The sequence below is a fragment of the Rhodococcus sp. 852002-51564_SCH6189132-a genome (genome assembly GCF_001665495.1).
In the GTDB taxonomy this organism is placed as follows: domain Bacteria; phylum Actinomycetota; class Actinomycetes; order Mycobacteriales; family Mycobacteriaceae; genus Rhodococcus; species Rhodococcus pyridinivorans.
Window position 1 is genome coordinate 20,171 of sequence record NZ_LZMJ01000027.1, and the last position, 13,200, is coordinate 33,370.

The following is a 13,200-nucleotide window of genomic DNA, read 5'->3' on the forward strand; positions in this document are numbered from 1 at the left end:
ATTTCTCTCTCCCACGGATGCCGCGACGAACCGCGGGCGCATACCGACTAGCTAATGGTTAGGCTAACCATACTAGGCGCCCGAGGGGGTGCTGAAACCTGCTCCCACCGGCGCGTTCATCGCCGTCGTCCAGGCCTCGGACAGCCCTCGGATCTCCTCGCAGGAAATTCGTCCGTCCGACCGCATCGTGGCTGTGAATATACGACCGCCCGCTTTCTCCTCGATCCGCACCGACAACTCGAGGGCGCGCCCGCACGGGGTCCGCCGCTCCGTCGGCACCGTGTCGATCCGGATGAGGACGTCGGGCCGGGCCAGTGCCATGAAGGCCGGTGCGGCCTGGGCGTTGAGGTGCCGCAGCAGCGCGTAACCGGACCCGTCCCCGGGCACCGCGTCCACGGCGGCGGCCACACCGGTCGACACCGCGTCCGGATCGTCGGCGACGGGAACCCGCACGGGCACACCGACGGCGAACGGACCCACGGTCCGGGTGCAGTCCGGCTCGCCGTCGGAGAATTCACGTGCGTCGCGTTCGATCTCGACGAGCAAATGTGCCGGCGCGGCCTCGCGGACGCGTCCGACGGCGACGGCCAGCGCGGCGACCGATGCGGCAGCGGGGTCCTGCCCACCGGCCGGACCGGCGGGGACCTCGACGGGGGCGGCCTCGATCGGTTCGACCGGATCGCTGACGGGGAGCACCCCCGTGCTCAGCGCGGCGCCCGGGGCGAGGACCTGCACCCAGTGCGCCAGTTCCCCGAGCAGCGCCGGGTCCTGCGCGCGCTCGTTGATGCGGGTCGCGAGTCCCTGCGCGGTGGCTGCGGGAACGGCAACCGGTCCCCCGGTGACCGCCGCAGCCAGGTCGGCGGCGAGCACGCCGACGGAGACACCGTCGGCGACGATCGGGTGGACCGCCACCACGAGTCGACCGGTCTGCCCGGTGGTCAGCCACACGGCCGAGAGCACCGGTCCGGCCTCGGGGTCGAGAGCCTCGGCGGCCTCGGTGCGGGCCTGCTGCTCCGCTGTTGCGAGGTCGGTGGTCTCGACGACCCGTACCGGTACCTCCTCGCCGGCGGGGTGGGTGTCGAGCGACCACAGCACCGAGGCCACGCGGGTGAGCCGCATGCGCAGCGCATCGTGAGCGGCGACCACCGTGCGCACGGCACCCGTCGCCTTCTCCTCGTCCGCCGGGGTGTCGACGGCGAACACGAGTGCGGCTCCGGCCGGCTCTGCACCGATCTCTCGCAGTGCGTGCACGGCCGGCGGCACGGGCACCGGGCCCGGCTCCCGATCGTCCACGAGACCGGTCGGCTGTGCCGCCGTCTCGGCGAATTGAGCAACAGCCGTCTCGGCGAACTGCGCGACGGCGGCGAGACCGGCCGGGGTGCGCCACCGGAAGATCTCGCGCGGGCCGAATTCGATGCCCTTGCGGCGCGCGGCCGTGACGACCTGCATCGAGACGATGCTGTCGCCACCGAGCGCGAAGAAGTCGTCGTCCGGTCCGACGACGTCGAGACGCAGTGCCTCCTCGAACAATTCGCACAGTGCGGCCTCGGCGGGGGTCTCCGGGTCGCGGCGCGTCGTCGCGGTCGGTTGCGGATCGGGAAGTGCCCTGCGATCGAGTTTGCCGTTCGGTCCGAGCGGCAGTACCTCGAGCACGGTCACGGTCACCGGGACCATGTGATCGGGCAGGGAGGTCGCGGCGTGCGCGAGTAGATCGGCCGGTTCGACGGTGCGCCCGGACAGGGGCACCACGTAGCCGGCGAGCATGCCGTCGCGCACGACGACGGCGCTCTGCGCGACGTTCGGATGCGCGACCAGCGTCGCCTCGATCTCCCCGAGTTCGATGCGCAGGCCGCGGAGTTTGACCTGCCCGTCGGCGCGGCCGATGTAGTCGAGTTCGAGGCCCGCGCCCCGGTCGCGCCACCGCACGAGGTCGCCGGTGCGGTAGAGCCGCTCCCCCGCGTCGCTGTAGGGGTCGGCGACGAACCCGCCCGCCGTCAGGCCCGCGCGCCGGTGGTAGCCGCGGGCGAGCTGGACACCGCCGAGATACAACTCGCCGACGACGCCCGGCGCCACGGGCCGGAGCCGCTCGTCGAGGACGAGGGTGCGGGTGTTGTCGATCGGCCGTCCGATCGGGACCCACGGAATGCCCTGCGCCGGAATCGGTGCCGCGGTGACGTCGACGGCCGCCTCGGTGGGGCCGTAGAGGTTGTGCAGTTCGGCGTCGACGAGGGTGTGGAAGCGGTCGCGATGGTCGGCGGTCAGCGCCTCACCACTGCAGATCACCCGGGTCAGGCGCAGTGCCCGGTCCTGCTCGGCGGCGAGCACGTCGAGCAACGCCGCGAGCATCGACGGCACGAAGTGCGCCGTGGTGATCGACTGCCGGGCGATCACATCGCGCAGATAATGCGGGTCGCGGTGACCGTCAGCGGTCGCGACGACGAGCGTGGCGCCGGTGATCAGCGGCCAGAAGAACTCCCACACCGACACGTCGAATCCGGACGGGGTCTTCTGCAGCACCCGATCCTCGGCGGTGAGACCGTATTCGTCCTGCATCCACCGCAGCCGGTTGGCCACGGCGCGATGGCCGACGACGACACCCTTCGGGGTTCCGGTGGATCCGGAGGTGTAGAGCACGTACGCCGCGCAGTCGAGGGGCATCACGGTCGGTGCTGCGACCGGATCTGCGGGATCGATTCCGACGGAACCGGATTCGTCGACCTCGAGCACCGGCACACCGGAGTCGAAGGTCATCGCCACACCGGCGGCCGCCACGACCGCGACGGGCTGCGCGTCGGAGAGCATGTACGCGAGTCGCTCGGCGGGATAGTTCTCGTCGAGCGGCAGATAGGCCGCACCGACGCGGTGGATCGCAAGGAGGGCGATCACGAGAGCGGTGCTGCGCGGAATCGCCACGGCCACGACGGCATCCATTCCTACTCCGGGAACGGCACGCAGATGCCCGGCCAGAGCGGCGACGGCACGGTCGAGTTCGGCGTAGGTCCACCGCCGTCCGGTGGCGTCGTCGACGAGCGCGAGGGCATCCGGTGTCACAGCGACCTGCTGCGAGAACAGCTCGGGGACCGTGCGATCGGGACCGTCGTCTCGGACCGTGCCGATCTCCGCTGCCACCAATGCCTTCCGGTCGTCGACGGTGAGCACGCTCAACTGCGACAGCGAGGCGTCCGGATTCGCCGCGATCTCCGCCAGCAGAGCCGTGAGCCGCTGCGCGAATCCGTCGACGGTGTCGCGGTCGAACAGATCGGTCGCGTACTCGATGCGACCGCGGATCCCGCCGTCGTCGGTCTCGGCGAGGTCGAAGGTCAGGTCGAACTTCGACGTGCCGGTCTCGACGAAGACCGGTTCGGCGTCGAGACCGGGCATACGGAGCTCGTCGAGGCGGTCGCGGTACTGCACCATGATCTGGAACAGCGGCTGGCGTGCGAGCGACCGTGCCGGGGCGAGTCGTTCGACGAGCACCTCGAACGGCAGGTCCTGGTGAGCATAGGCGTCGAGGTCCACCTCCCGGACCCGCGTGAGCAGGTCGCGGACGGTGGGGTCGCCGGACAGATCGGTGCGCAGCACGAGCGTGTTGACGAAGAAGCCGACGATCCGGTCGAGGGCGGCGTCGGGACGACCCGCGACGGGAGTGCCGAGGACGATGTCGTCCCCGGCGCCGTGCGCGCGCAGCAGTACTGCGACGACCGCGTGGGTGAGCATGAACATCGTCGCGCCGGATTCGGCGGCGATGTCGGCGAGTGCTTCCCGGGTGCGCGGGTCGACGGTGAACGGGACCGCGCCGCCGCGGTAACTGCTGACGGCACCGCGCGGCCGGTCGTGCGGAACGGCGAGTTCCTCGGGTGCGCCGTCGAGGACGCGTGCCCAGTACTCGGTCTGGACCTCACGCAGAGACTCGTCCCCGGTACCGAGACGTTCGTCCTGCCAGAGAGTGAAGTCCCGGTACTGCACCGGCAGCGGCGCAGGCGCGGGTGCCCCGGTGGTCAGGTGCGCGTACCAGGCGGACAGGTCGGCGACGAGCGGCGTGGCGGACCACTCGTCGGCGGCGATGTGGTGCACGAGCACCAACAGGCGCGCGTCGTCGGGAGCGGTGCGCACGAGCGTCGCGCGGATCGGCAGGTCGTGGGCGAGATCGAACGGACGGCCCGCCTCCTCGGTGAGCAGCACGTCGAGATCCGCCGGGGCGGCGTCGACGATCCGCAGGTCGACGGTGCAGTCCTCGGCGGGCAGCACCCGCTGGTAGCCGATCTGCTCGACGTCGTCCTCGTCCGGCTCGGTGAACACCGTGCGCAGCGTGTCGTGCCCGGCGATCAGGTGCTGCAGGGCACCCCGCAGAGCGTCGACGTCGAGCGCGCCGCGCAGCCGCATCGTGTACGGGATGTTGTAGGTCGCCGACGCGCCCTCGAGGCGGAAGAGGAACCACAGCCGGCGCTGCGCCGCCGACATCGGGACGAGATCGGCGTGGTCGCGGCGCACGAGTTCGGGTCCGACGGCGGTGGCCGGGACCGTCGCCGCGAGTCGCGCGGGGGTGCGCAGATCGAAGATGTCGCGGATCGACGGGTTCCGGCCGGTGCGCATGCGCAGCGCCGCGGACAGACGTGTCGCGAGGAGCGAAGTGCCGCCGAGGGCGAAGAAATCGTCGTCGGGGCCCACCTGGCGGACACCGAGGAGTTCGGCGAGCACCTCGCACACGACGCGTTCGTCGTCGGTCGCCTCGCGCGTGCTGTGGCTCTGTGCGGGATCGGGCAGAGCCGCGCGGTCGACCTTGCCGTTGGGCAGGGCCGGCATGGCGTCGAGCACGGCGAAGACCGCGGGAATCATGTAGTCCGGCACCACGGTCCGCAGATGGTCCTGCAGGTCGATGGCCGCCGGACGCGGCGCGGCCGGATCGGCGACGACGTAACCGACGAGCAGATCGGTCCCGGACGCCGACGGGCGCACGGTGACGAGGGCCGCGGTCACCGCCGGGTGCCGCAGCAATGCGGCCTCGACCTCGCCGGGTTCGATGCGGAAACCGCGCAGGCTCAGCTGGTGGTCGGCGCGCGAGACGAACTCGAGTTCTCCGGAGGCGTTGCGCCGCACCAGGTCCCCGGTGCGGAAGAGCCGGGTGCCGCTGCCGGTGGGGTCGGCGACGAACCGCGCCGCGGTCAGATCCGGGCGGCCGAGATAGCCGCGGGCGGACTGCACTCCCCCGACGTAGAGTTCGCCGGTCACCCCGTCCGGGACGGGACGCAGGTGCCGGTCGAGGATGCGCGCGGTCACGCCGTCGACTGGGGCACCGATGCGGACGCGGTCGACGTCGGAGCCCGGCGCCGTCCAGATCGTGACGTCGCCGGCGACCTCCGATGAACCGTACGAGTTGATCACCCGTGCGCCCGGCAGTGCCGCGATCACGCTCGCGCCGAGGGGTTCTCCACTGAGGAACCACGTGTCGACGAGTTCCGCGGCCTCGGGGCGCAGAGCGGCGACGGTCTCGGCGAGGCTCGGCACCGCGGTGAGCATCCGGACGCGGTGCCGGACGACGAGATCGGCGAGGGTCTCGGCGTCGCGGGAGGCGGCGTCGTCGGCCAGGACCATCGTCGCGCCGGAGAGAAGACCGGCGAACAACTCGGTCGATCCGTCGATGAAGCTCAGCGAACTCTTGGCCAGGCGCACGTCGTCGCCGGCCGGGCGGACGCGTGCCGCCTGCCAAGCCAACCGGTTCGCCAGCGCCGCAGCGGTTCCGACGACACCCTTGGGCACACCCGTCGAACCGGAGGTATAGACGACGTACGACCCGTCCGCCGGATGCAGCGGGCGGCTGCGGTCGAGGTCGGTGATCGGTGCGTCCGAGTAGCCTTGCGCCGCCTCGGCCAGTGCGGCGAGGGTCAGCTCCGGTGCCTCTCCGGGCACGGCGCCTTCCGTATCCACAAGCACGAGATCGGGTGCGGCGTCGGTGAGCATGAACTCGATGCGCGCCGGCGGGTACGACAGGTCGACGGGCAGGTAGGCGGCACCGGAGACCACGACGGCGGCCAGCGCCACCACGGCGGCGTCGGACCGTGCCGCCGCGACCGCGACGACACTGCCGGGCCCGACACCCCGTTCGGCGAGCGCGCGAGCCGAACGGTGCACGCGCGCCCCGAATTCCCGATAGCTCGACGTCTCGGTGCCGAACACGAGCGCCGGGTGATCCGGGCGGGCGGCGAAGGCCGCCGCGAGCAGGTCCGGCAGCAGCTGCGTGGTGGCGGGCACCGTCGCGACGGTGTCGGCGGCGCGCTCTTCGTCGGTGCGCACGTCGATCGATGAGAGGTGTCGCGGTTCGGGGTCGGCGAAGGCCGCGAGCACCGACAGCAGACGCTGCCCGAGGGTCCGTACGCTCGTACGGTCATAGAGGTCCTCGGCGTACTCGAAGCGGATCGACAGGCCGTCGTCCGCGTCGACGAAGTCGACGGTGAGATCGAACTTCGACGTGCCGGTGGACAGATACGACACGGTCGCGGTGGTGTCGCCGATCTGCGGGACGACCGGTTCGGTGCGGTACTGCACCATCGTCTGGAAGAGCGGGTGCCGCGCGAGCGACGGGGTGACACCGACGGCGTCGACCACCTCGTCGAAGGGCACCTCCTCGTGGGCCAGGGCGGCGAGGTCGGCGTGCCGTACGCGCGTCAGAATCTCGGCGGTATCGGGATCGCCGGACAGATCGGTGCGCAGGACGATGGTGTCGACGAAGAATCCGACGATGTCCTCGAGTCCGCTGTCGGCGCGACCCGCGACGGGCGCGCCGAGCACGATGTCGTCGCCCGCCCCGAGCGCGGTGAACAGGGCGGCCACGGCGGCGTGGGTGAGCATGAACATGCTCGTCCCGGAACGGGAACACGTATCCCGAAGGGCCGCAGACAGTTCCGAACCCACCTGCACGTGTACCTCGCCGCCGCGGTGGCTCGGCACCGCGGGTCGCGGACGGTCGTGTGGCAGGGCGAGTTCCTCCGGTGCTCCGGCAAGGGTGGAGCACCAGAACGCGAGGTCGCGGTCGCGGAGCACGGCGGCGGCGGGGTCGTCGGCGAGACCGCGCTGCCACACCGCGAAGTCCGCGTACTGGGGACGCGGCGCGTCGTCGGGCACACGACCCGCAGAGAGATCGGCGTAGGCGGCGGCGAGGTCGGCGAAGACCGTCTCGGCCGACCACTCGTCGCCGGCGATGTGATGCACGACGAGCAGCAGCATCGCGTCATCCGGTGCGCGTCGCACGAGATGCGCACGGAACGGACGGTCTTGTCCCAGATCGAAGGATGCCTGCGCGGCCGCGTCGAGAAGTGCCGCGGCATTCCCGTCGCGCGCCTCCGCGACCTGCAGGACCGTCGACGGCGTGTCGGCGACGACCTGCACGGGCTCACCGTCGACGACGTCGACGACGGTGCGCAGCACCTCGTGCCGGGCGACGACGTGCACCAGCGCACGGTCGAGCAGGCCGGCGTCGAGCCGGCCGCGCAGTTCGAGGGCGAAGGGGATGTTGTAGGTCGGCGACGGTCCCTGGGCACGGTCGAGGAACCACAGGCGCTGCTGGGCCGACGACAGCGGGATCCGCGCCGGTCGCGGTCCTGCGACGAAGCGGGGACGTGCCGGGCTCGCGCCGTCGACCACCACGGCCAATTCGGCCACGGTGGGAGCGTCGAAGACGTCGCGCAGCGACACCTCGACGTCCAGCACCGAGCGGATCCGGGCGACGAGACGGGTGGCGGACAGCGACGTTCCGCCGAGGGTGAAGAAGTCGGCGTCGACACCGACGGCCGGGAGTCCGAGCAGGTCGGCGAAGACACCGGCGAGGGTGTGTTCGGTGGCGGTCTCGGGATCGCGACCGGTGTCGGGGGCGCCGATCTCCGGGGTGGGCAGTGCCTTGCGGTCGACCTTGAGGTTCGCGGTGAGCGGGAACTCGTCGAGCACGACCGTCAGCGACGGCACCATGTACTCGGGCAGACGTGTGCGGAGGAAGTCGTGCAGTGCTGCGCTGTCGACGTCGGTGCCGGTCACGTAGCCCACGAGGCGGGCCGCTCCGGTGGCGTCGGGCCGGGCGACCACGACGGCCTGCGCCACACCGGCGAATTGCGCTGCGGCGGTCTCGATCTCACCGAGCTCGATGCGGTGTCCGCGGACCTTGACCTGGTCGTCGCCGCGTCCGAGATACTGCAGGGTGCCGTCGGCGGTCCAGCGCACCAGATCGCCCGTGCGGTACATCCGGCCGGCGCCGAAGGGATCGGCGACGAAGCGGGCCGCGGTGAGGTCGGGGCGGCCGCGGTAGCCGCGCGCGAGCTGCTGCCCCACGACGTACAGCTCACCGGCCGCGCCGACCGGCACGGGCTGCAACTGCCGGTCGAGCACGCGCACACCGGTTCCCGGATAGGGGCGGCCCACCGACCCGGTCCACGGCAGATCCGGCGCGACCGGAGCGGAGGTGCACCACACCGTCGCCTCGGTGGGGCCGTACATGTTGACGACCGAACACGCTCGCGCGGCGAGGGTTCCGGCCAGGACGGCGGGCAGGGCCTCGCCGCCGACGAGCACGTCCGCACCGGCGAGATCCAGACCGTCGTGTTCGACGATCGCGCCCCACAGCGACGGGGTGGCCTGGATGCAGTCCACCGACTCGGTGGCGGCGAGCGCGGCCAGGGCCGCCGGATCGCGCGCCTCGTCGTCGCCCGCGAGCACGACGGCCCCGCCGCGGCACAGCGGCACGATCAGTTCGAGCACCGAGATGTCGAACGACAGGGTGGTCAGGGCGAGAAGCCGAGTGTGCGTGCCGATTCCGGCGAGATCGGTCGCGGCGTCGACGAAGCGGGCGAGTGCGCCGCGCGAGAGCACGACACCCTTCGGCCGGCCGGTCGAACCCGAGGTGTAGATGACATATGCCGACTGGTCGGGCACAACTCGCTCGGAAGGCGTGGTGCCGACGGGGACGTCGCCGCGCCAGTGCAGGACGCCGTCACGGAAGACCGCCGTGGCGTCCGGGGTCGATGCGCCGAGACGGTCGGCGAAGTCGTCGGTGGTGAGCAGGATCGCCGGTCGCGCGTCGTCGAGCATGTACTCGAGTCGCTCGGCGGGGAAGGCGGGATCGAGCGGCAGGTACGCCGCGCCCGTCCGCAGCACGGCGAGGAGCGCGACCACCATGTCGGCGGTGCGTGGCAGGGCGAGCGCGACCGTCACCTCGCACCGCGCACCAGCCCGTGCGAGTTCGCCTGCGACGGCATCGATGCGCGCGTCGAGTTCGGCGTAGGTGAGACGGTCGGCGCCGGCGACGAGCGCGGGTGCGGCACCGGCGGCGGCCACCTGCGCGTCGAACAGATCCATCGCGTCGGGCGCGACAGACTCGGATACGACTCCCTGCCAACGGGATTCGAGATCGGCGCGGAAATCCGGGTTCAGCAGGTCGGCATGGGCGAGAGGACGTTCGTCCGCGTCCTCCCGGGCGGCGAAGGTGAGCAGTCGCGCGATGGCCGCGGCGTGACCGGCGACCTCCTCGGCGGTGTACCGGTCGGCGTCGGCGTCGAGGGTCAGTTCGAGTGCGCGGGTGCTGTCGACACGACGGGCGACCACCGCGAGGTCGTGGACGGGACCGCGCGCGAGCGAGTGCACGGTGGCGGTCGCGTCGCCGAATCGCACGGTGTCGCCGAACGGCTTGATGTTGACCGTCGGGCCCACCGGACCGGGACTGGTCGCGGGCAGACGCAGGTCGCGGTGGATGTCCTCGCCCCGGTAGCGACTGTGGCGTCCCTGCGCAGCGACGGTGGCGCGCACGTCGGCGGCGAGCGCCGCGAGACTCGCCTCCGGAGCGACCTCGATGCGGAGGGGCACGACATTGACGGCGGTGGTGAGCACCTTCGCGGCGACGCTGCCCATCCGGTTCATGGCCGGGAAGCCGAGCACCACGTCGCGGACCGCGGTGACCCGGCCGAGATAGGCGGCGGTCGCGGCGGTGACGAGGTCGGGCCAGCCCACCCCGGCGCGGCGTGCCGCTACGTCGAGCGCCTCGGCGACGTCCCCGGGGACCTGCACCGATTCGGTGACCACCGCGCGGGCGAGCGAGGACGCGGCCGGCACCGCGGTCTCCGCGAGGCCGAGCGCGTCGGGTGCACCATGCAGCGTCTCGGTCCAGAAGTCGCGGTCGGCGACGATGCGCTCGCCGCTGCGGTACTCCTCGTCCTCGGCGACGACCTGCTCGACGGAGCCGAAGGTCGCGGGCGGGACGTCCTCGCCGCGCACGAGTGCGGTGTACACGGCGACGATGCGGCGTTCGACCAGGCTGTAGCCGTAGACGTCGAGCAAGGCGTGGTGGGCGCGCAGGAACAGCAGGACACGGTCCGGTCCGAGGACGAACACCCGGGCGCCGATGCCGGCTTCGGCCGTCGGATCCATCGGCACGCGCAGGATCGCGCGCATCGTGTCGACGGCCGTCCGCCGCGGATCGGCGTCGGCGGTGAGGTCGGTGACCTCGATCTCCGGCGCCGGATGGGCACCGGGGAACTGGACGGGTACCTCGTCGACGACGGCGATCCGGGCGCGCAGTCCGGCGGATTCGTCGAAGACCGTGTGGACGGCGCGGGCGAGCACGTCCGGATCCATGGCGCCGTCGATCTCGAGGAAGTGCCCGGTGACGAGTGTCGCGTTCGAGGGGTCGATCGTCTGCGCGAACCACATTCCCGCCTGGGCAGCGGTCAACGGCAGAGGCACGATCGATTCCACGGGTACTCCTCGGCATTCCTGGACCCGCCCCCTCGGATCCGCCCCTCCGTCCGGATATAGTTAGGGCCGCCTAACCATACCAGCAGCGACGCGCCCGCCCGAATTGTCCGGCCGGTCCCGTCCGGAAGGAGCTCACCATGCCGGTGACGACGCCCCCGACCCGCGTCTCCCTGCCCATCGTCCTGCGGCGCCTGACCGTGCTCCGCGCGGTGGACGTGACACCGCGGATGCGTCGGATCACCCTGGGCGGCGAGCAGCTCGGTGCCTTCCGCAGCGGCGACTACGATGCCCCGGCGTTCACCACCGAGGGTGCCGACGACTACGTCAAGATCTTCCTGCCCGAACCCGGCAGCGAGACCCCTGCCCTGCCCGAACAGCACGACGGGCACCTGCACTGGCCCCGCAAGCCCGCACCCGTGGCCCGCGCCTACACGGTGCGTCGCTTCGATCCCGTGGCCGGGGAGCTCGATCTGGACTTCGTCCTGCACGGACACGGCCCCGCCGGTAACTGGGCCCGCACCGCCGAACCCGGCAGCGTGCTCCACCTCGCGGGACCCAAGGTCGCGATCATCCCGCCGCAGGGCGCCGACTGGTGGCTGCTCGCCGGCGACGAGACCGCACTACCCGCACTGGGGCGCTTCGTCGAGACCTACGGTGGCACGGTGCCGATGCACGTCTTCGCGCTGGTCGACGGTCCGCAGGAGGAACAGTCCGATCTCGCGGGCGTGAGGTGGGTGCACCGTCGTCCCGGAGTCTCCGACGCCACCGTGCTCGCCGAGGCCGTCGAGTCGGGTGCGCCGCGCGGCGGTGAGGGCTGGATGTGGATCGCCGGCGAGGCATCGATCGTGAAGGAACTGCGCGCGGTGTCGAAGCGACTCGGCATCGCCAAGCCGATGCTCGACGCGTCGGGCTACTGGCGCAGCCCCGAGTCCGATCGCCCGCTGGCCCGCCTGCGGCTGCTGCGCGAGCAGGCCGTCGAGACGCTCGAGGCGCGTCGTCGCGGCACCACCTAGACGATTCCTGTGTGCTCTGTTTCGGTGTTCTCGACCGCGCCTGGCGACGTCGAGAGCACCGAAATCGCTTCCCGCGTCAGCGCGGTGAGAGTTGATGCGGGGCGCCGGGGGGCGGGTTGTGCCGGATCGGCGCCGAGTTCGACGATCGTGTTCACCCCGTCGACGTGCACGATGCGCGGCCGGAAGTCGCGGGCATGCGCGTCGTCGACGGTGCGGTAGGACAGGATGATCACGAGATCGCCGGGCGAAACGAGCCGTGCCGCAGCACCGTTGATGCCGATGACACCCGACCCGCGCTCCCCCTCGATCGCATACGTCTCGAGCCGTGCCCCGTTGTCGATGTCGACGATGTGCACGAGTTCGCCCTCGCGGATGTCCGCGGCATCGAGCAGGTCGCGGTCGATCGTCACCGATCCGACGTAGTGCAGATCCGCGTGGGTGACGGTCGCGCGATGGATCTTGCCGGACAGAAGAATTCGCTGCATGTGCTGAAGTTCCCGATTCTCGGACCGTGCCGGTCAGCGCAGCGATGCGGTGAGTTCTTCGGTCTCGCGGTCGCGGCGACGCGCTGACGCGGTAATCGACTCGATCAGCGCGTCCGTGGTCTCGACCCGGCCGACCCGCTTGGCGACGTACTGGAGCGCCATGAGGTGCTCGTCGCGGGAGAAGTCGGCGGTGGCGTCGAGGGCCATGAACGGCGCGACGTCGCTCATGAAGGCGTCGGCGGCGCTGAGCATACAGCCCATGTGTGCGTAGACGCCGGTGACGATGAGCTGGTCGCGGCCGTTGTGCGCGAGCAGCTGACGGAAGTCGGTGCGCTGGAACGCCGAGTAGCGCCACTTGGTGACCTGGATGTCGTCCGGGCCGGGGGTCAGTTCGTCGATGACCTCGGTGTCGCGGCCGGTGCTCAGCCCGACGCCCCAGAAGTCGGCAAGGATGCCGCGACGCGACGGATGCTGGTCGCCGGGCTGCATCGTGTAGACGACGGGGATACCGGCGGCCAGGCACGCCTCGCGGAGGCGGACGATGTTGGGCACCACGGTCGCGAGGGGTTCGGCATCGCGCCGGTAGGCGTCGATGAAGTACTTCTGCATGTCGTGGATCAGCAGTGCACAGCGGGACGTATCGATCGTCCAGTCCACCCGAGCAGCGGGAATCTCGTCGCTGGTAGGCAACTCGTACGGATCGATGCTCGGGATGGCCATGCGACTTCCTTCTGCTGTTCGGGGTACGCGTGCGGGCACCGACAGTGTCGGCATGCGTAGGCTACCCTAACCAGCCCTACGGTGGGATGTCTCGACCCCTGATACGCCGACCGGCCCCCCCCCGGGGGGGGGGGGGGGCGGGGGGCGGGCGCCGGGGGGGGGGGGGGGAGGCGCCCGGGGGGGGGGGCCGCGGGCCGGGGGGCCGGGGGGGGGGGGGGGGGGGCGGGGCGGCGGCGGGGCGGGGGGGGGGG

4 protein-coding genes are annotated in these 13,200 nt (G+C 71.6%); 1 reads left to right on the forward strand and 3 read right to left on the reverse strand.

The window, feature by feature from the left end:
• Positions 1–72: 72 nt before the first annotated feature.
• On the reverse strand, positions 73–10,731 hold the full coding sequence (locus tag A5767_RS05430; protein ID WP_064851851.1) for a non-ribosomal peptide synthetase: 10,659 nt from the start codon (positions 10,729–10,731) through the stop codon (positions 73–75).
• A gap of 137 nt (positions 10,732–10,868) precedes the next feature.
• Here A5767_RS05430 and A5767_RS05435 point away from each other — a divergent pair, with 137 nt between their 5' ends.
• Positions 10,869–11,744, forward strand: coding sequence for a siderophore-interacting protein (locus A5767_RS05435; RefSeq protein WP_019288729.1), 876 nt, complete (start codon positions 10,869–10,871; stop codon positions 11,742–11,744).
• On the opposite strand, the gene panD is transcribed toward A5767_RS05435, so the two are convergent.
• Together panD and A5767_RS05445 are read right to left on the reverse strand one after the other, a co-directional pair.
• Complete coding sequence (gene panD / locus A5767_RS05440) at positions 11,741–12,229, reverse strand: aspartate 1-decarboxylase (protein WP_082937607.1); 489 nt, start codon at positions 12,227–12,229, stop codon at positions 11,741–11,743. The genes A5767_RS05435 and panD overlap by 4 nt on opposite strands.
• Before the next feature lie 33 nt (positions 12,230–12,262).
• Positions 12,263–12,949: an isochorismatase family protein gene (locus tag A5767_RS05445; RefSeq protein WP_039584592.1), complete on the reverse strand. Its 687-nt coding sequence runs from the start codon at positions 12,947–12,949 to the stop codon at positions 12,263–12,265.
• Positions 12,950–13,200 lie beyond the last annotated feature (251 nt).